Genomic DNA, 21,087 nt, shown 5'->3' with positions numbered 1-21,087 from the left:
GGCGGAGAACCTCGCGAGCGGCGCGACCCGGGCGGTGCAGTGGCACGCGCTCGACGCCGCGCTGGCCGAGGGGGCCACGCTGATCGACGTCCGGTCACCGGCGGAGCACGCGCGTGGCGGGATCCCCGGTTCGCGCAACGTGCCGCTCGACGAGCTGCGCGCCCGGCTCGAGGAGCTGCCGTCCGGGCCGCTCGTGGTGCACTGCCAGGTCGGCCAGCGGGGCCACACCGCCGCCCGCCTCCTGGCGCAGCACGGCTTCGACGTCCGCAACCTCGACGGCGGCTACCTCACCTGGGTCGACGGCACGTCGAGCCGGTCCGCCGAGCGCCAGCCGGCCTGAACGCGGGGACGGCCGGGGCCCTGCGGCCCGGGCCGTCCACGCCTCCGGTATCAGGCCAGCACCAGGAACAGCTTCTCGAGCTCGGCCGCACGGTGCTCCTGTCGGCACTCGAACCGGGATCCGTCGTACTCCCGGGGGTATCCTCCCAGGGTGGCGACGGGACGGACGGAAGCGACGGACGGCGGGGCGCGGATCGCCGTGATCCATGCGAACGGCGAGGACGTCGGCTCGCTCGAGACCGCGCTGCGCGTGGCGCGTCAGGCGCCCGCGGAGCTGGCCGCCGACGTGCGCATCGAGATCGTCGTGCAGGGGCGGCTCGTCACCGAGCTCGTCGACGGCGGCCGGCTCGAGGCGGAGCTGCGCGAGGCGACCTCCGCCTCGGTCGCGGTCCTCGCGTGCCGCAACAGCATGGCCAGGGCCGGGGTGGAACCGGACCGGCTCGCCGAGGGCATCGGGACCGTCCCCTCAGCGGGCGCGTACCTGGTGACCGCGCAGCTCGGCGGTGCGGCCTACCTCCGGTACTGACATGCGCGCGCCGGTGCTCGAGCGGTGGCGAGGCGCGGTCTTCCGCGCCGGGCTGCTGCGCGTGGGCGCCGCGGCCGATGCGCACGGGGCGGTCTCGCGGCGCGAGGAGCTGCTCGGGCAGGTGGCCGGCGATGTGCTCGAGGTCGGTGCGGGAGCGGGCGCGACCTTCGCCCACTACCCGGAAACGGTCCGCGCCGTGACGGCGGTCGAGCCCGACCCGGTGCTCCGCGCGATGGCGTGCGACGCTGCCGAGAGGGCGGCCGTGCCGATCGCCGTGGTCGACGGCCTCGCCGAGCGGCTCCCGCTGCCGGACGCCAGCGTCGACTGGGTGGTGTGCAGCCTCGTGCTCTGCACGGTCCCCGACGTACCGGCCGCGCTCGCCGAGATCGCGCGGGTGCTGCGTCCGGACGGTCGGCTCGCCTTCTTCGAGCACGTGCGCTCGCGGACGCCGGTGCAGGCGCGGTTCGAGCGCGTGGTGACGCCGGTCTGGTCGTGGTTCGCGGGCGGTTGTCACCTCGACCGCGACACCGTGGGCGCGATCGAGCAGGCGGGCTTCTCGCTCGCCGACCTGCAGCGCTGGACCCTCGTCCCCGGCCCGCTCCTCCCGCCGATCGCCCACGTGTCCGGGGTCGCCCGGCGTCCCGGGGCGCCGATCAGCCCGGTGCGGGAGCGCCCAGCCCCTGGATCAGCCGGGCCCAGTAGTTGACCTGCGCCGCGGTCGCGGCGAGCGCGACCGCCTCCCGCTCCGTGAACGCCGCCGCGACGGCCGTGCCGAGCGCCGTGTCGACCTCGATCGGCGTCGCCGAGATCGCGCGGGCGTAACGGATCGCGAGCCGCTCGCGGTCGTCGAGGCTCGACACCTGTGCGAGGTCCAGGAGGCCCTGCACAGCGGCGAGCTCCTCCTCCGAGATCAGCGCCTCCCAGCCCTCCCCGTTGAGCCCGATGCAGAACGGGCAGCTCGCGGTGAACGAGACGGTCATCCGCACCAGCTTCAGCATGCGCGCGTCCACCCGCCCGACGGGGCGGGCCGCCGTCGACTCGAGGGCCGCCGCACCGACCGCGGCCCGCGGGTACCAGGTCAGCAGGCGGGCAGGCAGCACGTCCATGCCCGTCTGGCGGCGCACGATCCGGAGGGGGAGCCGGAACGCGATCGGGATCGGCCGAGGCGGAGCGATGAACGCCGGCGGCCCGCCGTCGGACGACGCGGCGCTGCGGACTCGCGGCGCGGTGACCTCGTGGCCGGCCGCGACCCAGGCGGGCAGGCCGCCCCTGACCGAGACGACGCGGGCGCCGCGACGTGCGAGCCAGCGCGCCGCGAGCGCGGAGCGGTGCCCCGATCGGCAGATCGTGACGACCTGGGCGTCGCGGGGGATCGCGTGCGACCGCCGCACGCGCTCGAGCGGCACGTGCACCGCGCCGGGGACGTGCCCGGTGTCCCACTCCCACCTCGTCCGCACGTCGACCAGCACCGCGCCGTGCTCGAGCAGCGCCTGCGCCTCGTCCGCGCTCACCTCGTCATAAGCCCGCCGTGTCGTCATCGTCCCGGTCGCCTCCCGCTCGGGGTCACGATACGTGCGGGGGTATCGGAGCGCACGCCTCCTGCCCCTCAGCCCGCCCGCGGACGGGCCTGCCCGGGTCCCTCCCGCTCGGCCGATGCGATCCGGACGAGCCGCGCCGCAGCGCGCGACGGGCCCTCGCGCCGCCGGACGGCGGTGAGCGGCCTGCGCAGCGGCTCCCCGGCGATCGGCACGGCGACCAGGCGGCCCAGCACCAGGTCGTCGCGGACGACGAGCCTGCTCAGCACGGCCGGCGCGATGCCCGCGGCGACGGCCGAGCGGACCGCAGCCGTCGTCCCGAGCTCCGTCACCGGGGCGGCGACGGCGGCGGGCTCCGCCTCGAGCAGACGATCGAGCGCCTCCCGGGTGCCGCTGCCGCGCTCGCGGACCACGAGCGGCGTCGCGGCGAGCTCGCCGAGCGTGACGGGTTCGTCTCGCCTCGCCCACGCGTGCCCCGGGGCGACCACGAGGACCAGCTCGTCCGTGCCGATGCGGTCGAGTCGCAACCCGTCGGGCAGCTGCGGGGTCTCGATGAACCCGAGCTCCGCGTCGCCCCGGCGGACTCGGTCGACGACCCCGGTGCTGTTCTCCGTCACGAGCTCGGCGACGGTGACCGGTGCACCCGTGCGCTCCTCCTCGCGGCGCAGCGCGACGAGCCAGCGGGGCAGCAGGCTCTCCGCGACGGTCTGGCTCGCGGCGATCCGCAGCCGGGACGGCCGCTCGTGCGCGAGCGTCCGGACCCCGACGTCGAGCCGGTCCATCGCGTCGAGCACGTCGCGCGCCCAGTCGGCGAGCAGCGCGCCGGGCTCGGTGAGCGTCGATCCGGTGGCGGTCCTGAGCAGCACGGGCGTCCCGATGTCGCGCTCCGCGGTGCGGATGCGCGCGGAGACGGCCTGCTGCGTCACCCCGAGCGCGCGTGCCGCTGCGGCGATGCTGCCGGTCCGCGCGACCTCCACGAGTGCGCGCAGCGCGTCGATGGAGGGAGTGGCCACAACGTCATCTTGTACCCCCGCAGCGGCGGCTTCGTTCCCGCGTGGAGGCGGGTCGGCGAGGGTGGTACCCGTGTCGACCGTCTCCGCGCCCGCCCGCCCGATCGCGTTCGCCAGGAAGGTCGCCCCTGGGCTCGGCCTCGCGGTGCTCCTCGCGGTGATCGGCACCCTCATCGGCCGCGTCGTCCCGCTCGTGGGCAGCGCGGTGCCGGGGATCGTCCTGGGCGCGGTGATCGGTGCGTTCCTGAAGACGCGCGGCCGGCTCGCACCGGGTCTCGGATTCGCGTCCAAGCGGGTGCTGCAGGCGTCGGTCGTGCTGCTCGGGACCCAGCTGTCCCTCGGGCAGGCCGTGCGGGTCGGCGCGGAGGCGCTGCCGGTCATGCTCGGCACCCTCGTCATCTGCCTGATCGCCGCGGTGCTGCTCGGCCGGCTGCTGGGCACCCCGGGTGACACGACGACCCTCATCGGTGTCGGCACCGGCATCTGCGGGGCCTCCGCCATCGCGGCGACCGCACCGGTGATCGGCGCGGCCGCGGCCGACGTGGCCTACGCGGTGAGCACGATCTTCCTGTTCAACGTCGTGGCGGTGATCCTCTTCCCGATCGTCGGCCACCTGCTCGGAATGAGCCAGGCGTCCTTCGGGCTCTTCGCCGGAACGGCGGTCAACGACACCTCCTCCGTCGTCGCCGCCGCCACGACCTACGGGCACGCCGCCGCGAACCACGCGGTCGTCGTGAAGCTCGTCCGCACGCTCGCGATCATCCCGATCACGCTCGGGCTCGCGGCGCTCGTGCGCCGCCGGGAGACCGCCGCCGGAGCGGGGGAGGCACGGCGGCGGAGCGTGCTCGACGTCGTCCGGCTCGTGCCGTGGTTCCTCGTCGGGTTCGTCGTGGCGGCACTCGTGCGGACGGTCGGGCTGATCCCGACCGCGGCGCAGCCCGGGTTCGCCGCCGTCTCGACCTTCCTCATCGCCGTCGCGCTGTCGGCGATCGGTCTCTCCACGGACCTCCCGGCGCTCAGGCGCGCGGGCTGGCGTCCGCTCGCGCTCGGCGGCCTCCTCTGGGTCGTGGTCAGCGCATCGAGCCTGGGCCTCCAGGCGCTCACGGGCACCCTCTGAGCCCCACCTCCGGAGGCGCTGCGGCCCTCGTGCCCCGCTGAGCGACTGGTGTCCTGCGGCGCCGGAGGGCGGATGTCGCTTGGCGGGGCACGAGCGGGGCATGAGCGGCGCATGAGCGGGGCGCGAGCGGGCGGGAGCGGAGGCGCGGGGCTCCGCCGCGTTCGGCCAGGGACCGCGCGGCACACTGGGCCCGATGGCTGACTTCCGCGAGCTCGCGCCCGGGCAGGTGGCGCGCATCCATGTCCACGACGTCGAGACCGGGGAGGACGTCGTCGTCCACGAGAGCACCGACGTGCTCTTCGAGGCGCCGAACTGGGCCCTCTCGGGCGACGTCCTGCTTCTGAACGGCGCCGGTGTCCTGTGGTCGCTCGAACCCCGCGCCGGCGCCGAGCCCGTGCGGATCGAGCACCGTGGGCTGCCCCCGATCAACAACGACCACGTGCTCGACCCGGACGGGGAGCACGTCTTCCTCTCCGCGGCGGACGGCCACATCCACCGCGCGGCGATCGCCGGTGGGGATGCCACCCGGGTCACCTCCGACGACGGCGTGTGGCACTTCCTGCACGGCGTCTCCCCGGACGGCTCCCGGCTCGCCTACGTCCGGATGACGTCCTTCGCCGAGCCGGGTCGCCTCGCGGTCGTCCCGGCGGGCGGGGGCGCGTCCACCCTCGTCGATACGGGAGCGGGGCACATCGACGGGCCCGAGTGGTCGCCGGACGGCGCGTGGCTCTACTTCAACACCGAGCGCTGGGCCACGCAGCCCGGGCACGCCCAGCTCGCCCGCGTGCCGGAGGGCGGCGGCGAGGTCGAGCGGCTGGTCGTGAGCACCACCGTCGACTGGTTCCCGCACCTCTCGCCGGACGGCACGCGAGGGATGTACCTCGAGTTCCCCGCCGGCACGGAGGGGCATCCCGCGGACCGCCAGGTGGCCCTCGTCGTCGTCGACGCCGCGGACTGGACGACGCCGAAGGAGCGGTTCGGGCTGCCGGGCGGCCAGGGCACGATCAACGTGAACAGCTGGGCGCCCGACTCCCGGCGGTTCGCGTACGTGTCCTACCCGATCGCCGACTGAGCTCGGCGCCTCGTGCGCTCCTGAGCGACATCCGCCCTCCGGCGCCGGCGGGCGGATGTCGCCGAGCAGGGCACGAGTGCGCGGAGCAGCGCCCGTGCCGTGCCGTGCGGATCCACCGCGAGTACAGTGCGCCGCAACCCGGGAGGCGACGTGGCGTCCAGCGAGGCGGTCGAGCTGCAGCAGTGGACGTTCGGGCGAGCCGACGAGCTGCAGCAGCTCTGGCCCGGGGCCACGTTCCGCGCCATCGGGCCCGGCGCGTTCTCGGCCCGCGTCGTGCGGCGCACCCTCCCGTCGGTCGTGATCGAGGGCGTGACGGCGACGCCGTACGCGGTGCAGCGCGGGGAGGAGGAGATCGCCAGGATGCCCAGGGACGACCTGCTCGTCCACGTGCTCCTCGACGGGCGCGGGGTCGTCACGAGGGCGGCGGAGCAGTGCTCGGTCGTCGCCGGCGACCTCTTCCTGCTCCGCATCGGCACGCCGTACGGGTACCGCTGCCCGACCTGGACGCGGTCCTTCCGCGCGACCGTGGCGGAGGAGCTGCTGCCGCCGGCGCTGCGCGAGGTGTACCAGCCTCCGCTCGCCCTGCTCCGCCCCTCGGCGGTGACCCGCGCGTTCCTGCGGCTCGCGAAGGATCTGCTCACCGACGATCTCGCGCTGCCGCGCGCATCCGCCGCACACCTCGACGCCGCCGTCGTCGCGCTCGAGCAGGGGCTGCTCGCGGAGGAGCTGACGAGACGGCCGGCGCGCACCGACGGCAGCGCTCGCCTCCGCGCCGACGTGCTCGACCACATCGAGCGGCACCTCGCCGACCGCGCGCTGAGTCCCGGATCGCTCGCCGCGCGCTTCGGGGTGAGCATCCGCCGGCTGCACCAGCTGTTCGAGCCGCTGCCGGAGACCGCCGCCCAGCGCATCCGCCGTCGCCGCGTCGAGGAGGCCGCCGCCGTCCTCCGGGTGCGGAACGCGACCGCCGCCGAGCTGGCGAGCAGCCTCGGGTTCCGGTCCACGGAGACGTTCCAGCGGGCCTTCCGGCTCCAGCAGGGCATGTCGCCCGCGGAGTACCGCGCGCTCCGGGTGAGCATCGTCGACGACCAGGAGGGCTGACCGCTACTCCGGCCGCGGTACCCGAGGACACCACCGGGGGAGGACGTGCGCGGTCCACCCGGCGGCCAGGCTGCGTGGAGCGCCGACGTCGGGTCGCGCCGGAGCAGGGAGATGCCGTGGCGGTCGTACTGGAGGCACGTTCGCTCGTGCGCACCTACGGGAAGGGCGTGGACCGATTCGACGCGCTGCGAGGGGTGTCCGTCGCGGTCGAGGCGGGGGAGAGCCTCGCCGTGGTGGGCAAGAGCGGCTCCGGCAAGTCGACGCTGATGCACCTGCTCGCGCTGCTGGACCGGCCCACCTCCGGCACGGTGCTCGTCAAGGGCACCCCCGCCGCGGAGCTGCGGGCGCGCGATCTCAACCGGCTGCGCAACAAGGAGTTCGGCTTCGTGTTCCAGCAGTTCTTCCTCGACCCGAAGGCGAGCGTCCTCGACAACGTCGTGCTGCCGCTGCAGATCGCCGGGACGCCCGGCGGTGAGCGTCGCCGGCGGGGTCTGGAGGCGCTCGACCAGCTCGGACTGGCGGACAAGGCGCGCAACCGCGCCACCGACCTGTCCGGCGGCCAGAAGCAGCGCGTCGTCATCGCCCGTGCGCTCGTGAACGAGCCGTCGGTGATCTTCGCCGACGAACCGACCGGCAACCTCGACACCGCGACGGGGGAGGAGGTCGAGCGGATGCTGTTCGGGCTCCACCGGGAGCAGGGCATCACCCTGGTCGTCGTCACCCACGACGCCGACCTCGCGGCACGCTGCGAGCGGAACGTGGTCATGCGGGACGGCCTCGTCCTCGCCGAGGCGGCCGTCGCATGAGGACCCTCGATCTGCTCCGCGCCGCGGTCCGCAACACGTTCAGGAGCAAGCTCCGCACCGCGTTGACCGTCGTCGCCATCTTCATCGGCGCCTTCACCCTCACGCTCACCTCGGCCGTCGGCACCGGCGTCTCGGACTACATCACGACGCAGGTGTCCGCCATCGGGTCGAGCGACTCGCTCACGGTCACGAAGACGCAGAGCGCGCAGACCGCGACGGGGTCCGGCCCCGCGAAGTACGACCCGAGCACCGTGACCTCCACATCGCAGGGCGGCAGGCAGGGCGCCCCCGGCACCACGGTCGCCGAGCTCACCGGGTCGGACATCGACCGCATCCGGGGCATCGACGGCATCCGCTCCGTCACCCCCGCCGTCGCGCTGCGGGCGAGCTGGATCTCCGCCGGCCACGGCAAGTGGCAGGTGTCCTTCAACCCGACGATCGTCTCGAACGCCGACCTCGCCGCCGGCGCCCAGCTCGACCAGTCGACCTCCGCCAGGCAGATCCTGTTGCCCACCACCTACCTCCACAACCTCGGGCTCGGCAGCGCCACCGCGGCGGTCGGCAGTTCTGTCACGATCGGGATCCAGGACTACGCGGGCGTCATGCACACCGTGACCGCGACGGTCGTCGGCGTGCAGAACGCGACGCTGTTCACGAGCGGCGCGACCGCGAACGACGCCCTGCGCCAGGCGCTCACGACGGCGCAGCGCACCGGGACCCCCTCCTCCGTCCCCACCGCGTACGGCAGCGCGACCGTCACGGTCGCGGCGGGGTCCACCCCGGCGCAGATCAGCGCCGTGCAGCACCGGCTCACCGATGCGGGCTACACCGGGCGCACGATCGCCGACCAGCTCGGCAGCCTCCTCACCGTGATCGACGGCATCGTGGGCGTGCTCGACGCGTTCGCCCTCATCGCCCTGCTCGCGGCCGGGTTCGGCATCGTGAACACCCTGCTGATGAGCGTGCAGGAGCGCACGCGCGAGATCGGCCTGATGAAGGCGATGGGGATGGGCGCAGGGAGGGTCTTCGCGCTGTTCAGCCTCGAGGCCGTGTTCATCGGCTTCCTCGGCAGCGCGATCGGGGCGGCGGTGGCGATCGGCATCGGCTCGTTCGTGAGCGACCGGCTCGGCGCCACGCTGCTGTCCGACCTGCCTGGCCTGCAGATCCTCCGGTTCACGCCGGCGACGGTCGCCGTGATCGTGCTCGTTGTGATGGCCATCAGCTTCGTCGCGGGCACCCTGCCCGCTCGGCGCGCGGCGAAGCAGGACCCGATCGAGGCGCTCAGGTACGAGTGAGCGCACACCCGGTGCGGCGGCTCGCCGCTGCCGCACAGGCGCGGGCGGTGACACTGGAGGGGGAAGGCGTCGGAGGGACGCCCTCCCGCTGCTGGCGACCGGGCCGGCGCGACGTCGCGCCCGTCGTGCCGCCCGAGCGCGCCCGACCGGAGGATCTGAGAGCCGTGAACATCGCCGACCTCGTGACCGGTGCGCGGCCCGAGCACCGCGACGTGGGCATCGTGTACGAGGACCGGCTGCACCTCGTGAGCGACGCGAAGCGCATCTATCTGGAGCTCGGCATCGCCTGCGAGCTGCACGACCGCTCGATCAGCTACGCGGTCCCACGGCATGCCTCACGCTGGTACGCGGGCGCCTTCGAGCGCCTGACGGGCCACCCCGCGTTCAACGAGTGGGACGAACCCGCCCAGCGGGAGTGACCCGGAACCTCCGTCAGGGGAGGTGGACGAGGTCCCGGGCGAGCGCGTCGACCCGGTCGACCCCGAGCAGGTCCATCGCGCCGAGCAGCTCCTCCCGGAGCTCCCGGAGCACGGCCTCGACGCCGGCGGCGCCGTCCACGGCGAGGCCCCACATGGCCGGGCGGCCGACGAACACCGCACGGGCGCCGAGCGCGAGCGCCGCCGCGACGTGCGCCCCGGAGCGGACGCCGGAGTCGGCGTAGACCTCGGCGCGGTGCCCCACCGCGGCGACCACCTCCGGGAGCGCGGTCGCGCTGCCGACGCTGCTCGACAGCCCGCGGCCGCCGTGCGTGGACACGACCACGCCCGCGGCGCCCGCGTCCACCACGCGCACGGCGTCGTCCCCGCGCAGCACGCCCTTCACCACCACGGGCAGCCCGCACACGTCGCGGATCCACTCGATCGCGCCGACGCCGAGGGAGCGGTCGGTCCGGCCGCCGTCGCCCGCGATCGCACGGCGTTCGTCGTCGGTGAGGTTCGAGAGCCGCCGGCCCGTCCTCCCGTCGGTCCACTCGGTCGGTTCGACGGAGACGCCGGAGCCCGGCCGGGGATGCCGCAGCCGGGTGATGTCGACGGTGAGCAGGACGGCCGAGGCGCCGGCGTCCGCAGCGCGCCGGAGGAGCGCGGCCGAGACCGCACGTTCCCGCATGACGTAGAGCTGGAACCACCACGGCGCGCCCTCGGCCGCGATGTCGGCGAACGGCACGGCCGTGTTGGTCGAGACACCGAGCAGGGCGCCTGCCGCGGCGGTGCCGCGCGCGGTGGCGCGCTCCCCGTCGGGGTGCACGTCGATCTGCTGCGCCATCGGCGCGACGAGCACCGGGGAGGCGACCGGCGTGCCGAGCACGGTCGTACCGGCCGCCGGAGCACCGGCGCCCGTGAGCACCCTCGGCCGGAGCCGGATCGCCTCCCAGGCGGCGATCTGCTGCGCGAGCACATCCGGGCCACCGGAGGTCGCCCGGATGTAGTCGTACACGTGCGGTTCGAGCGCGGCGGCGGCGCGGCGCTCCAGGTCGACGAGATCCAATCCGGTCCTTCCGTGGCATCGCCACCCTAGGCCGTCCCCATCGCGCCGCCGCCGCCCGCGCGCCTCCCGCGATCGGCGACCCGGCAGCCTGATCGCGCCGGGCGGGCCCGGCTACGAGACCCGCTGCAGCCGCACCTCGCCTGCGGCAGCGCGTTCCGCGTCGCCGTCGAGGAACGCGATCGCCCGGTCCCGGAACGCGCGTGCCGTGGGGGCGGTGAAGTGGTTGCGGCCGGGGATGACGAACAGCTCGCCGTTCGGGGTCGCGGCCGCGAGTCGCCGGGAGGCCTCCAGGATCCCGTCGTCGCTCCCGGTCGCGAACAGCGTCGGCTGCTGCGGCGGCTCGGCGGGATCCGGTTGGAGCCCCTGCTGCACCCCGCCGACCAGCGCGATGAGGGCGCGCAGGTCGTTGCCGGGCGTGCGGGCGGCGAGGTCGAGGTACGCCTGCGTGATGCGGTCCTGCACGGGGACGCCGTGCGCGAGGAACGCCTCCGCCTCCGGCACCCGGACCCGCCGGAGCGGTCGGCCGTCGGGGATGCCGCCGAGCACCGCCCGGAGGATGCGGTGCTCGGCGCGTCGGCTCGCGTGCCAGCCGACGCGCGCGCCGAGCGAGTACCCCACGAGCTGCACCTCGTCGAGGAGGTACGTGTCGAGCACCGTCTCGAGGTCCGTGACGAGGTGCTCCATCGAGTACGCCCACGGCTCGTGCGGCTTGTCGCTCGCGCCGTGCCCGCGCTGGTCGAACGCGATCACGCGGTACCCGGCCCTGACGAGCTCCCGCACCCAACCCGTCGCGAACCAGTTCCCGTCCGCGGAGGAGGCGAAGCCGTGCACGAGCACCACCACGGGCGCGGTCAGGTCGCCGACGTCGTACGTCGCGAGCGCGGTGTCGTCCTCCGCGATGACGTACTGGGGCCGCGGCGGCTCCCGGTACGACGGCGGCGCGCTCACCGGTACTCGTCCAGCCGGCGGCGCAGCACGGCGAGGCGCCCGGCGAGCGCGGTGGGCACCCGGCCGTCGAAGCGCGCGAAGAGGTCCTCGATCGCATCGCACTCGCGCCGCCAGCCTGCGGCGTCGACCGACAGCAGCTCGCGGACGTCGTCCGGCGCGACGTCCGCGCCCTCGAGGTCGAGGTCGTGCCGGAAGGGCAGGAGGCCGATCGGGGTGCGTGCCGCGTCCACCTCGCCGGTGAGCCGGGCGATCATCCAGTCGAGGACGCGGATGTTGTCGCCGAAGCCCGGCCAGAGGAAGCGGCCGTCTTCGCCTCTGCGGAACCAGTTCACCCGGAAGATCCGCGGCGCGCGATCGAGCCCGCGCCCGACGTCGAGCCAGTGCCGCCAGTGGTCCGCCATGTCGTACCCGCAGAACGGCAGCATCGCGAACGGGTCGAAGCGCAGCCGGCCGACCGGCCCCTCCGCCGCCGCCGTCTGCTCGCTCGCGATCGTGGCGCCCATGAAGACGCCGTCGGTCCAGTCCACCGCCTCGGTCACGAGCGGCACGTTCGTCGCGCGGCGGCCGCCGAACACGAGCGCGTCGCTCGGCACGCCGCCGGGGGAGTCCCAGTCGTCCGCGATGGTCGGGCACTGGTCGGCGGGCGAGGTGAAGCGGGCGTTCGGATGCGCGGCCGGTCTGCCGCTCCCCGGCTCCCACGGCTCACCGCGCCAGTCGGTGAGCCCCTCGGGCGGCTCCTCCGTCATGCCCTCCCACCACACGTCGCCGTCGGCCGTCAGCGCGACATTGGTGAAGATCGTGTTCGAGCGCATGGTCGCCATCGCCGCCGGGTTCGTCGTCTCGCCGGTACCCGGCGCGACGCCGAAGAAGCCCGCCTCCGGGTTGATGGCCCGCAGGCGGCCATCCGGTCCGGGCCGCAGCCAGGCGATGTCGTCGCCGATGGTCTCGACCGTCCAGCCGGGCCGGCTCGGGGTGAGCATCGCGAAGTTCGTCTTGCCGCAGGCGGACGGGAAGGCGGCGGCGAGGTGGAACACCCGGCCGGTCGGCGCGGTCAGCCGGATGATGAGCATGTGCTCGGCGAGCCAGCCCTCGTCGCGGGCCATCACCGAGGCGATCCGCAGCGCGAAGCACTTCTTGGCGAGCAGCGCGTTGCCGCCGTAGCCGGAGCCGAACGACCAGATCTCCCTCGTCTCCGGGAAGTGGGCGATGATCTTCACCGCGTTCGACGGCCACGGCACGTCGTCCTCGCCCTCGGTGAGCGGCGCCCCGAGCGTGTGGGCCGCAGGCACCCACGGCGTGTCGTGCCCGATCGCGGCGAGCGCCGCCGCGCCCATCCTCGTCATGATCCGCATCGACAGCACGACGTAGGGGGAGTCGGTGACCTGGACGCCCAGCTGGGAGAGTGGGCCGCCGACGGCGCCCATCGAGAACGGGACGACGTACATCGTGCGCCCGCGCATCGCTCCCGCGAACCGCAGGTCGAGCTCGGCGCGCATCGCGGCCGGAGCCCGCCAGTTGTTCGTCGGTCCGGCGTCCTCCTGCCGCTCGGCGCAGATGAACGTCCGGTCCTCGACCCGCGCCACGTCGTCCGGGTCGCTGCGCGCGAGGTAGCTGTCCGGGCGGCGCTCCGGGTCCAGGGGCAGGAGGGCGCCGGTCGCCACCATCCCGTCGACGATCCGGCGCCGCTCCGCCTCCGATCCGTCGCACCACACGACCCGGTCCGGCGCCGTCAGCGTGGCCAGATCGGCGACCCACCGTTCGAGCGCCCGCCGCCCCGCGAACCTCGGCGCGGGGACGTCCGGTCGGCGGGCGGGGGCGATCGAAGCGGTGGTCATCGTGATCTCCGAGGGGTCGGGGTGCGGCGACGTGACCATGTTCGCGCTGGCCCAGCCGAGCCGATCCGCCATAGGCTCGTGAAGATCGCCGCATCTTCACGGAATGAGGAACTGATGGACCCCTTGCTCGTCGGCCGGCACCTCCGCGCCAAGCGGCGTGCGGCCCGGCTCACCCTCGACGAGCTCGGCGGCCGGGTGGGCATCACCCCGAGCCAGCTGTCGATGTTCGAGAACGGGCGGCGGGAACCGCGGCTCTCGCAGCTCTCCTCCCTGGCCGAGGCGCTCGGGACGAGCGTGCAGGACCTGCTCTCGGCGGAGGCGCCGGACGCGAGGACCGCGCTCGAGGTGGAGCTGCAGCACCACCAGCGGGAGCCGCTCTACGCCGCCCTGCGGCTGCCGGTGCTGCCCTCGAGCCGCACGCTGCCCGAGGACGTCCTCGAGTCGCTCGTCGGGCTGCACCGCGAGCTCCGCCGCCGCGCGGAGGAGGCGATCGCGACACCGGAGGAGGCCCGCCGCGCGAACACCGAGCTGCGGCTCTGGCTCGGCTCGCGCGACCACCACCTGCCCGAGTTCGAGCGGGCCGCCGCGGAGCTGTGCGCCGCGGTCGGCCACACCGGCGGCGCGCTGATGCACCACACCGTCGACCAGATGGCGCGCCACCTCGGCTTCACGATCATCCACGTGAACGACCTGCCGCACTCGACGCGATCGGTCACCGACCTCGAGAACCACCGCATCTACCTCCCGCCGGCGTCGATCCCGGGCGGCCACGGGCTCCGGGCGCTCGCGCTGCAGGCGATGGCGCACCGCGTGCTCGGTCATCGCGAGCCGGTCGACTACGCCGAGTTCCTGCGCCAGCGCCTCGAGATCAACTACTTCGCCGCCGCCTGCCTGATGCCGGAGGCGGCGAGCGTGAAGTTCCTGCAGGCGGCCAAGCAGCGCAGCGATCTGGCGATCGAGGACTTCCGCGACGCCTTCGGTGTGACGCACGAGGCCGCGGCGCTGCGGCTCATGAACCTCGCGACGGTGCACCTCGGGTTCCCGCTGCACTTCCTCCGGGTGCGGGACGACGGCGCGATCCTCAAGGCCTACGAGAACGACGGGCTGCCGTTGCCGGTCGACGTCTCCGGCTCGGTGGAGGGGCAGTACGTGCATGCCGCCTGGGCGGCCCGCGCCGCGTTCGAACGGACCAACCGGACGCCCGAGTTCTACCAGTTCACCGACACCTCGGCCGGCACCTACTGGTGCTCCACGCAGACGGGCACCTCGACGACGGAGGAGTTCTCGATCACCGTCGGCGTGCGGTTCGCGGACTCGAAGTGGTTCCGCGGCCGGGACACCGCCGGCCGGGTCGACGCGCGGCCCGCGGACGGCAGGAGCCCGGAGGAGACGGCGCTCGAGCAGCACTGGCGGGGGAGGGTGTGGCCGAGCGCGAAGCTCCACGCGCACATCCTGTCGCCGCTGCCGACGGGCACCTTCCCTGGCGTGGACGACGCCGAGGTCTACCGGTTCCTCGACGCGCACGCCGCGCGCTGAGCGGTCAGCGCCTCGGCATCGTCGTGGCGCAGTACCCGCAGGTCCAGTAGAGGTGGCGTCCGCGGCCGACGGGCGCCATCGCGACCGAGCACTCGGGGCACGGCGGCTGCGGATCGACGGTGGTGAGCCGAGCGGCAGGGGCGGCGGGCGTCATGGAGCCTCCTTGATCGTGGTGCTCCCACCGTGCCGCCGCCGCACCGCCTCCGGAACGATCCGGGTGCGTGAAGATCGGCCGGACTTCACGGATCCCGGTGCTGTGGGGTGATCAGGCCGCCTGGAGCCCGAGGGCCGCCGCGACGCCCGAGTTCGTCACCTCGCCCGCGCGCGTGTTCAACCCCGCCGCGAGGGCCGGGGATGCGGCCACGGAGGCGTCGACCCCGCCGTCCGCGATCGCGAGCAGGTAGGGGAGCGTCGCGTTCGTGAGCGCCCGCGTGGAGGTCTCGGGCACGGCGCCCGGCATGTTCGCGACGCAGTAGTAGACCGAGTCGTGCACCGCGAAGGTGGGCTCGTCGTGCGTGGTCGGGTGCGATCCCTCGAAGCAGCCGCCCTGGTCGATCGCGATGTCGACGAGGACGCTCCCGGGCTTCATGCCGGCGACCATCGCGTCGGTGACGAGCTTGGGTGCTGCGGCGCCGGGGATGAGGACGGAGCCGATCACGAGGTCGGCGTCGGCGAGCTGCGCGGCGATCTCGTACGGCGACGACGCCCGGGTCTGGACGCGTCCGCCGAACTGGATCTCGAGTGCCCGGAGGCGCGGGATGGAGACGTCGATCACGGTCACGTCGGCGCCCATCCCGAGCGCGTTGGCGGCGGCGTGCTCCCCGGCGACCCCGCCGCCGATCACCACGACCCTGGCCTTCGGGGTGCCGGGCACGCCGCCGAGCAGCACGCCGCGGCCACCCGCGGCGCGCATGAGGTGGTAGCCGCCGACCTGGATGGAGAGCCGGCCGGCGACCTCGCTCATCGGGGAGAGCAGGGGCAGGCTCCGGTCGGGCAGCTGCACCGTCTCGTACGCGATCGCCGTGGTCCTGGCGGCGAGCAGCGCCTCGGTCAGCGGCCGGTCCGCGGCGAGGTGCAGGTAGGCGAACAGCGCCTGGTCCTCCCGGAGGTGGCGGTACTCCTCGGCGATCGGCTCCTTGACCTTGACGAGCAGGTCCGCGGCGCCCCAGACGGCGTCCGCGTCGGGGACGATCGTGGCGCCCGCCGCCGCGTAGTCCTCGTCCAGGATGCGCGACCCGGTGCCTGCGCCCGCCTGGACGAGCACCTCGTGCCCGCGTCCCGCGAGCGAGTGCACTCCGGCCGGGGTGATGGCCACCCGGTTCTCGTTGTTCTTGATCTCCGTGGGCACCCCGACGCGCATGGGTCGAGTCTGGAGATCGGTCGGCTGCAGCGCTAGATCCTCGAAGCATCTTCGGTGGTCGGTAGGCTCCGGGGATGGAACCGTCGATCCGGGAACCCGTGAAGCGGGCCGGCGCGAAGGACCTTCGGCTCCCGGACGGCGTCGACGAGCTCGATCTGCGGATCCTCGCGGTGCTGCGCGACGACGCGCGGCTGTCGAACGCCGAGCTCGCCGCCGCGGTCGGCGTCGCCCCGTCGACCGCCCACGTGCGGCTGCGCTCCCTCCGGGACCGCGGCATCATCACCGGCTTCGTGACGAGCGTCGACCACCGCCGGCTCGGACGCGGGCTGCAGGCCCTCGTCCACGTCGGGCTCCGGCCCGGCGCCAGGCAGGCGAGCATCACCGACTTCGCGAGCGAGATCCGCGGGCTGCCGCCGGTGCTCCAGGTGTTCTTCCTGGGCGGGGTCGACGACTTCATCGTGCACGTGGCGGTGCCCGACTCCAGCGCGCTGCGCGCCTTCGTCGTGGATCACCTCTCCTCCAAGCCCACCGTCGCCTCCACCCGCACGAGCATCGTGTTCGACTACTACCGCAACGGCGTCGCGGCGTCCTTCGACTGACCCGGGCCGCCGCACGTCCTCCTGCTGCGGGGGCCCGCCGCGGCTGACGGGGCGGCGCGCTCCGCCCCATCAGCCGCGCACGGCCCCCGCAGGGGAGGCGGTTAGCGTGGAGGCGGGGCACCGATGACGAAGCGACGACCGGACGATTCGCGGCTCTCGGCCGCGCGGTACGCGGCCGAGCAGGCGCTGCCGCCCGAGCTGCGTCCCGACGAGGATGACGAGCCCGTCGACCGGGGGCAGGTGTCCTCGGACGAGCGCGCGATGGCGGTCGAGATCGCGATCCAGCAGGCGATGCGCCGCGGCGACTTCGACGACCTGCCCGGCCGGGGCAAGCCGCTCACGGGGCTCGGTGGCCGCCAGGATCCCGACTGGTGGATCCGGAGGAAGATCGAGCGCGAGCAGCTCACCGGCCTCGGGCCGCCCGCGCTCACCCTGCGCGCGGAGGACGCCGCCCTCGAGGAGCGGCTCGACGCCCTGCACACCGAGGCGCAGGTCCGGGCGGTGCTCGAGGACTTCAACCGCCGGGTGCGGCAGGCGCGCCTCCAGCTCCTCGGCGGTCCGCCGGTCATCACCCGGCCGAAGGACGTCGACGCGCAGGTCGCCGCATGGCGGGTCCGCGCGGAGGCGGCGCGCGCCGCCCGGCTGCGGGCCGCTGAGGAGGCCAGGGAGCAGGAGCGTGCCCGGCTGGCGGCCATGACCTGGCGGGAGCGCCGCCGGGAGCGCCGCCGACGGGCCTGACCGCTACGGTCGATCGGTGCCGACCATCGCGCCCCTCACCGCCGCGGACCACACGGACTGGCTGCCGCTCTGGCAGGCGTACCTCGACTTCTACGAGTCGGCCGTGCCCACCGAGGTGACCGAGCGGACCTTCGACCGGCTCGTCGAGGACCGGGAGCTGCACGGGGCGCTCGCGCGCGACGCCGCGGGACGCGCCGTCGGGCTGGTGCACTGGCTCCTCCACCCGGCCACGTGGAGCACCGCCCCGTACTGCTACCTCGAGGACCTCTTCGTCGCGCCGGACGCGCGGAGCGGCGGCATCGGGCGCGCGCTCATCGGGCACGTCCGGGATCGGGCGACCGAGGCGGGTGCGGCCAAGGTCTACTGGCTCACCCGGGAGGACAACGCGACCGCGCGGCTCCTGTACGACCGCGTCGCCGACGCGACCGGCTTCGTCCACTACGAGGTGACGCTCCGGAAGGAGCCCTAACCTTCCCGCATGGCTGTCACCGCAACGCTCGAGCTGCACCTGAAGGACGAGGCCGTCGCCGGCGCGGAGGAGGCGCTCGGCGCGATTCTCCGCGACACCCGCGCCTTCCCGGGCAACGAGGGGATCGAGGTCCTCGTCGACGACGCGGACCCGGCCCACATCCTGGTGGTCGAGCACTGGGCCTCGGTCGAGCGCGACGACGCCTACCGTGCCTGGCGGGACACCCCGGAGGGGGCGTCGAACCTCGGTGCGCTGCTCGCGTCGAAGCCGGTGCTCACGCGCTACCGGACGCTGACGACCTACTGAGCCTCGGAGGCGACGGGCTCGACCGGCTCCTTCGCCACCGACTCGTCCCGCGCCTGGAGTGGCCGGGGTGGGCGGAGGCGGAGCACGACGAAGAGCGTCAGGCCGATCGCGATGAGCACGAACGACGCCCACTCGTTGTCGGGGATGCCCAGGAAGCCGCCGCTCGTCGGATCGATGCGGATCGACTCCAGGTAGGCGCGGCCGATGCCGTACCAGATGAAGTAGGACGCGATCGACTCGCCCAGCCGGAGCACGCCCCGGCGTCCGAGCACCACGATGAGGATCGCCCCGAGCACGTCCCAGATCTGCTCGTACAGGAACAGGGGCGTGAACAGCGTGCCCGGCGGCAGGCCCGGCGGGAACTTGGGGTTCGTGGCCTCGATCTGCAGCCCCCACGGCAGCGTGGTCGGCACCCCGAACAGCTCGTGGTTGAAGTAGTTGCCGAACCGGCCGATGGCCTGCGCGACGAGCAGCGCGGGCGCGAGCGCGTCCGCGAAGCCGAGGAACCGGAACCCTGCGCGATGGCAGGCGATGAGGATGCCGACGGCACCGCCGATCTCGGCGCCGTAGATCGCGTTCCCGCCGTCCCAGATCGCGAACACGTTCCAGAGGTTGTCGCCCGCGGCGAAGTAGTCGCCCGGGTGGGTCACCACGTGGTAGAGCCGGGCGACGACGATCCCCATCGGCACGGCCCAGATCGCGGCGTCGATCGCGAGCCCGCTGGGGGCGCCCCTGGCGCGGAGCCTGCGGTCGGTGATGATCACCGCGGCGACGATCCCCGTGAGGATGCAGAGCGCGTAGGTGTGCACGGTCAGCGGCCCGACCTGGAACGACGACCAGGACAGCGGCGGACTGGGAATGCTGAAGCGGACGGGCATCGGCACCAGTGTGCCCTCTCTTCGTGCACTCCGCATTGACACGTCGCCGGTGACCGCGCGACCGCGTACGGTCGTGATCGCCCGTCAGCGCTCACGGCGGAGTCGGAGGACGCGGATGTCGATCGATCGAGCGGGATGGGCCGTGCTCGGCCCGGGAGCGATCGCGCGGCGGTTCCTCGCCGAGCTGCCGGCGAGCAGCGGCGCGCTGGTCGCGGTCGGCAGCAGCGACCCGGCCCGGGCTGCGGCGTTCGCCGCGGAGGCGGAGGGGCTGGGCTTCGCCGGTGTCACCGCCGGCGGCTACGAGGAGGCGCTCGCCGATCCGCGCGTCGACGCGGTCTACGTGGCGACCGTCCATCCCGGGCACGCCCGGCTCGTGCTCGCGGCGCTCGCCGCGGGCAAGGCGGTGCTCTGCGAGAAGCCCCTCGCCGTGAACCACGGCACCGCGATGGTGCTGGCGGACGCCGCGCGCGAAGCAGGCCTCCCGCTCGTCGAGGCCTATGTGCACCGGTTCCACCCGCAGACCGCGGCCATGACGGACCTGATCCGGCGCGGGGTGATCGGCGAGGTGCAGCACGTCGACGCGGCCTTCGCGTTCCGCGCGGATCCGCGGGAGGGCCGGCTCTTCGAGCAGGCCACCGCGGGCGGGGGGATCCTCGACGTCGGCTGCTACCCCGTCACCATGGCGGCGGCGGTGGTCGCCGCGGCCACGGGTGTCGCGGTCGCCGAGCCCCTCGAGGTGCAGGGCGCCGGCACCGTCGGCCCGACCGGGGTCGACGAGTGGGCGGTGGCCCGGCTCGCCTACCCGGGCGGCATCACCGCGACGCTCACCTGCGGTGTCCGCGTGGAGGACCGGCACGGTGTCACGGTGATCGGGTCCCGGGGCCGCATCCACCTGCCCGTGCCCTGGACGATCGACGGCCTGCCGGTGCTCGAGCTCGCCGTGACGGACGAGCCGCCCGTGTCGACGCCGTTCCCGGGGGTGTCTCCGTACGCGCTGGAGGCGGACGCGACCATCGAGGCGCTCCGCGCGGGGGCGGTGGAGGCGCCGGGCTTCACGCTCGAGGACAGCCTCGCGACCGCGCGCACCCTCGATCGGTGGCGAGCGGCGGTCGGCGTCCGGTACCCGTTCGAGGCGGAGGAGGCCGACATCCCGACCGTCTCCGGCCGCCCGCTGTCGCGCCGGTCGGACGCCCCCATGCGCTACGGCGAGATCCCCGGCGTGGGCAAGCGGATGTCCCGGCTCGTGCTCGGCGTCGACAACCAGCCGGACCTCGCGCATGCCTCCGCGCTCTTCGACCACTTCGTCGAGCAGGGCGGCACCGCGTTCGACACGGCGTGGCTCTACGGGGGCGGCGCCCACGAGCGGCGGCTCGGCCGGTGGATCGCGAACCGGGGGGTCCGGGAGGACGTGGTCGTCATCACCAAGGGCGCCCACACCCCGTTCTGCGACCCCGAGTCCCTCAGCCGTCAGCTGCTGGAGAGCCTCGACCGGCAGGGCACCGGGTACGCGGACATCTACCTGATGCACCGCGACAACCTCGACGTGCCCGTCGGGGAGTTCGTCGACGTGCTCGACGAGCACGTGCGCGCGGGCCGCATCCGGGTCGCCGGGGTGTCGAACTGGGCGCTCGACCGGTTCGACGAGGCCAACGCCTACGCCCGCGCGAACGGCCGCACCGAGCTCGCGGTGCTGTCGAACCACTTCGGGCTCGCGGAGGCGTACGACGTGCCCTGGGCGGGCTGCCGGCACGTGACCGATCCGGTGTCGAAGGCCTGGCTCGAGCAGCGCCGGGTGCCGCTGCTGCCGTGGTCCAGCCAGGCGCGGGGGTTCTTCGCCCGGGCCGCGCCCGGCGACACGAGCGATCAGGAGCTCGTCCGCTGCTACTACAGCGACGCCAACTTCGAGCGGCAGCGCCGCGCGCAGCAGCTGGGTGCCGAGCGCGGTGTCCCGGCCACGGCCGTCGCGCTCGCCTTCGTGCTCGCGCAGCCGTTCCCGACCTTCCCGCTGTTCGGGCCGCGCACGATCGGGGAGGCCCGGTCGTCCATGCAGGGGCTGTCGATCGAGCTGACCCCGGCCGAGGTCGCCTGGCTCGACCTGCGGGGCGAGCGGACGGCATAGCCTTCGGGCTCGG

General features: G+C 74.2%; 23 protein-coding genes. 15 read left to right on the top strand and 8 right to left on the bottom strand.

The genetic code is table 11. The features are described 5' to 3' along the window. The 3 genes from ACTHLI_RS01120 to ACTHLI_RS01110 all read left to right on the top strand — a co-directional run. Positions 1-340, top strand: a 340-nt coding sequence (locus ACTHLI_RS01120; RefSeq protein ID WP_440180884.1) for a rhodanese-like domain-containing protein, incomplete at its 5' end; no start/stop codon positions are given. Positions 341-490: 150 nt separating this feature from the next. Next, positions 491-865: a DsrE family protein gene (locus ACTHLI_RS01115; protein ID WP_440180883.1), complete on the top strand. Its 375-nt coding sequence runs from the start codon at positions 491-493 to the stop codon at positions 863-865. 1 nt (position 866) lies between these two features. Then, complete coding sequence (locus tag ACTHLI_RS01110; RefSeq protein WP_440180881.1) at positions 867-1,571, top strand: class I SAM-dependent methyltransferase; 705 nt, start codon at positions 867-869, stop codon at positions 1,569-1,571. Here the strand turns inward: ACTHLI_RS01110 and ACTHLI_RS01105 are convergent. Together ACTHLI_RS01105 and ACTHLI_RS01100 are read right to left on the bottom strand one after the other, a co-directional pair. Then, entirely contained in the window at positions 1,519-2,403 is an 885-nt protein-coding gene (locus tag ACTHLI_RS01105) for a rhodanese-like domain-containing protein (RefSeq protein ID WP_440180880.1), read from the bottom strand. The genes ACTHLI_RS01110 and ACTHLI_RS01105 overlap by 53 nt on opposite strands. A gap of 68 nt (positions 2,404-2,471) precedes the next feature. Next, positions 2,472-3,413, bottom strand: a complete 942-nt coding sequence (locus ACTHLI_RS01100) for a LysR family transcriptional regulator (protein ID WP_440180879.1) — start codon at positions 3,411-3,413, stop codon at positions 2,472-2,474. Between the two features lie 70 nt (positions 3,414-3,483). Here ACTHLI_RS01100 and ACTHLI_RS01095 point away from each other — a divergent pair, with 70 nt between their 5' ends. From ACTHLI_RS01095 to ACTHLI_RS01070, 6 genes are all read left to right on the top strand, one after another. Beyond that, positions 3,484-4,527: a YeiH family protein gene (locus ACTHLI_RS01095; RefSeq protein ID WP_440180878.1), complete on the top strand. Its 1,044-nt coding sequence runs from the start codon at positions 3,484-3,486 to the stop codon at positions 4,525-4,527. Between the two features lie 193 nt (positions 4,528-4,720). Further along, positions 4,721-5,599 carry a TolB family protein gene (locus tag ACTHLI_RS01090; protein ID WP_440180876.1) on the top strand — a complete coding sequence of 293 codons (879 nt, stop codon included), beginning with the start codon at positions 4,721-4,723 and terminating at the stop codon, positions 5,597-5,599. A 150-nt stretch (positions 5,600-5,749) separates the two neighbouring features. Next, complete coding sequence (locus ACTHLI_RS01085) at positions 5,750-6,700, top strand: helix-turn-helix domain-containing protein (protein ID WP_440180875.1); 951 nt, start codon at positions 5,750-5,752, stop codon at positions 6,698-6,700. A gap of 116 nt (positions 6,701-6,816) precedes the next feature. Beyond that, positions 6,817-7,506: an ABC transporter ATP-binding protein gene (locus tag ACTHLI_RS01080; protein ID WP_440180874.1), complete on the top strand. Its 690-nt coding sequence runs from the start codon at positions 6,817-6,819 to the stop codon at positions 7,504-7,506. Further along, complete coding sequence (locus ACTHLI_RS01075; RefSeq protein ID WP_440180873.1) at positions 7,503-8,801, top strand: ABC transporter permease; 1,299 nt, start codon at positions 7,503-7,505, stop codon at positions 8,799-8,801. The genes ACTHLI_RS01080 and ACTHLI_RS01075 overlap by 4 nt, the downstream gene beginning before the upstream one ends. 164 nt (positions 8,802-8,965) lie before the next feature. Further along, entirely contained in the window at positions 8,966-9,220 is a 255-nt protein-coding gene (locus ACTHLI_RS01070; RefSeq protein WP_440180871.1) for a hypothetical protein, read from the top strand. Between the two features lie 13 nt (positions 9,221-9,233). Here ACTHLI_RS01070 and ACTHLI_RS01065 read toward each other — a convergent pair whose 3' ends face one another. The 3 genes from ACTHLI_RS01065 to ACTHLI_RS01055 all read right to left on the bottom strand — a co-directional run bounded on the left by ACTHLI_RS01065 (position 9,234) and on the right by ACTHLI_RS01055 (position 13,069). Continuing rightward, entirely contained in the window at positions 9,234-10,286 is a 1,053-nt protein-coding gene (locus ACTHLI_RS01065) for an alpha-hydroxy acid oxidase (RefSeq protein ID WP_440180870.1), read from the bottom strand. A 111-nt stretch (positions 10,287-10,397) separates the two neighbouring features. Further along, the gene (locus ACTHLI_RS01060; RefSeq protein WP_440180868.1) at positions 10,398-11,234 is read right to left on the bottom strand and encodes an alpha/beta fold hydrolase; all 837 of its coding nucleotides are present in this window, start codon (positions 11,232-11,234) and stop codon (positions 10,398-10,400) included. Then, on the bottom strand, positions 11,231-13,069 hold the full coding sequence (locus ACTHLI_RS01055) for a phosphoenolpyruvate carboxykinase (GTP) (protein WP_440180867.1): 1,839 nt from the start codon (positions 13,067-13,069) through the stop codon (positions 11,231-11,233). The genes ACTHLI_RS01060 and ACTHLI_RS01055 overlap by 4 nt, the downstream gene beginning before the upstream one ends. A gap of 114 nt (positions 13,070-13,183) precedes the next feature. Between ACTHLI_RS01055 and ACTHLI_RS01050 the strand changes: the two genes are divergently transcribed. Further along, positions 13,184-14,605: a helix-turn-helix domain-containing protein gene (locus ACTHLI_RS01050; RefSeq protein ID WP_440180865.1), complete on the top strand. Its 1,422-nt coding sequence runs from the start codon at positions 13,184-13,186 to the stop codon at positions 14,603-14,605. Between the two features lie 4 nt (positions 14,606-14,609). On the opposite strand, the gene ACTHLI_RS01045 is transcribed toward ACTHLI_RS01050, so the two are convergent. After that, a complete protein-coding gene (locus ACTHLI_RS01045; RefSeq protein ID WP_440180864.1) occupies positions 14,610-14,759 on the bottom strand; it encodes a hypothetical protein in 150 nt (49 codons plus the stop codon). Between the two features lie 111 nt (positions 14,760-14,870). Next, positions 14,871-15,965 carry an alanine dehydrogenase gene (gene ald / locus ACTHLI_RS01040; protein WP_440180862.1) on the bottom strand — a complete coding sequence of 365 codons (1,095 nt, stop codon included), beginning with the start codon at positions 15,963-15,965 and terminating at the stop codon, positions 14,871-14,873. 74 nt (positions 15,966-16,039) lie between these two features. On the opposite strand from ald, the gene ACTHLI_RS01035 reads away from it, so the two are divergent. From ACTHLI_RS01035 to ACTHLI_RS01020, 4 genes are all read left to right on the top strand, one after another. Next, complete coding sequence (locus ACTHLI_RS01035; protein ID WP_440180861.1) at positions 16,040-16,564, top strand: Lrp/AsnC family transcriptional regulator; 525 nt, start codon at positions 16,040-16,042, stop codon at positions 16,562-16,564. 123 nt (positions 16,565-16,687) lie between these two features. Further along, positions 16,688-17,302, top strand: a complete 615-nt coding sequence (locus tag ACTHLI_RS01030) for a DnaJ family domain-containing protein (RefSeq protein ID WP_440180859.1) — start codon at positions 16,688-16,690, stop codon at positions 17,300-17,302. 16 nt (positions 17,303-17,318) lie between these two features. After that, entirely contained in the window at positions 17,319-17,771 is a 453-nt protein-coding gene (locus ACTHLI_RS01025; protein WP_440180857.1) for a GNAT family N-acetyltransferase, read from the top strand. Positions 17,772-17,780: 9 nt separating this feature from the next. Next, on the top strand, positions 17,781-18,077 hold the full coding sequence (locus ACTHLI_RS01020) for a putative quinol monooxygenase (RefSeq protein WP_440180856.1): 297 nt from the start codon (positions 17,781-17,783) through the stop codon (positions 18,075-18,077). On the opposite strand, the gene lgt is transcribed toward ACTHLI_RS01020, so the two are convergent. After that, positions 18,071-18,955 (bottom strand): prolipoprotein diacylglyceryl transferase, encoded by an 885-nt coding sequence (lgt, locus tag ACTHLI_RS01015; RefSeq protein ID WP_440180855.1) that lies wholly within the window; start codon positions 18,953-18,955, stop codon positions 18,071-18,073. The genes ACTHLI_RS01020 and lgt overlap by 7 nt on opposite strands. A gap of 115 nt (positions 18,956-19,070) precedes the next feature. Here lgt and ACTHLI_RS01010 point away from each other — a divergent pair, with 115 nt between their 5' ends. Next, positions 19,071-21,074 carry an aldo/keto reductase gene (locus ACTHLI_RS01010; RefSeq protein WP_440180853.1) on the top strand — a complete coding sequence of 668 codons (2,004 nt, stop codon included), beginning with the start codon at positions 19,071-19,073 and terminating at the stop codon, positions 21,072-21,074. Positions 21,075-21,087: the final 13 nt, after the last annotated feature.

The sequence above is a fragment of the Amnibacterium sp. genome, assembly GCF_051956055.1.
Classification (GTDB): Bacteria; Actinomycetota; Actinomycetes; order Actinomycetales; family Microbacteriaceae; genus Amnibacterium.
This window is presented reverse-complemented; position numbering and strand designations above follow the sequence as displayed.

What these genes read in the sequence shown, in the direction of transcription:
- ACTHLI_RS01110 (WP_440180881.1), top strand. Translation starts at nt 867, where the DNA reads ATGCGCGCGCCGGTGCTCGAGCGGTGGCGAGGCGCGGTCTTCCGCGCC.
- ACTHLI_RS01105 (WP_440180880.1), bottom strand. Translation starts at nt 2,403, where the DNA reads ATGACGACACGGCGGGCTTATGACGAGGTGAGCGCGGACGAGGCGCAG.
- ACTHLI_RS01090 (WP_440180876.1), top strand. Translation starts at nt 4,721, where the DNA reads ATGGCTGACTTCCGCGAGCTCGCGCCCGGGCAGGTGGCGCGCATCCAT.
- ACTHLI_RS01075 (WP_440180873.1), top strand. Translation starts at nt 7,503, where the DNA reads ATGAGGACCCTCGATCTGCTCCGCGCCGCGGTCCGCAACACGTTCAGG.
- ACTHLI_RS01055 (WP_440180867.1), bottom strand. Translation starts at nt 13,069, where the DNA reads ATGACCACCGCTTCGATCGCCCCCGCCCGCCGACCGGACGTCCCCGCG.
- ACTHLI_RS01050 (WP_440180865.1), top strand. Translation starts at nt 13,184, where the DNA reads ATGGACCCCTTGCTCGTCGGCCGGCACCTCCGCGCCAAGCGGCGTGCG.
- ACTHLI_RS01045 (WP_440180864.1), bottom strand. Translation starts at nt 14,759, where the DNA reads ATGACGCCCGCCGCCCCTGCCGCTCGGCTCACCACCGTCGATCCGCAG.
- ald (WP_440180862.1), bottom strand. Translation starts at nt 15,965, where the DNA reads ATGCGCGTCGGGGTGCCCACGGAGATCAAGAACAACGAGAACCGGGTG.
- ACTHLI_RS01035 (WP_440180861.1), top strand. Translation starts at nt 16,040, where the DNA reads ATGGAACCGTCGATCCGGGAACCCGTGAAGCGGGCCGGCGCGAAGGAC.
- ACTHLI_RS01030 (WP_440180859.1), top strand. Translation starts at nt 16,688, where the DNA reads ATGACGAAGCGACGACCGGACGATTCGCGGCTCTCGGCCGCGCGGTAC.
- ACTHLI_RS01020 (WP_440180856.1), top strand. Translation starts at nt 17,781, where the DNA reads ATGGCTGTCACCGCAACGCTCGAGCTGCACCTGAAGGACGAGGCCGTC.
- lgt (WP_440180855.1), bottom strand. Translation starts at nt 18,955, where the DNA reads ATGCCCGTCCGCTTCAGCATTCCCAGTCCGCCGCTGTCCTGGTCGTCG.
- ACTHLI_RS01010 (WP_440180853.1), top strand. Translation starts at nt 19,071, where the DNA reads ATGTCGATCGATCGAGCGGGATGGGCCGTGCTCGGCCCGGGAGCGATC.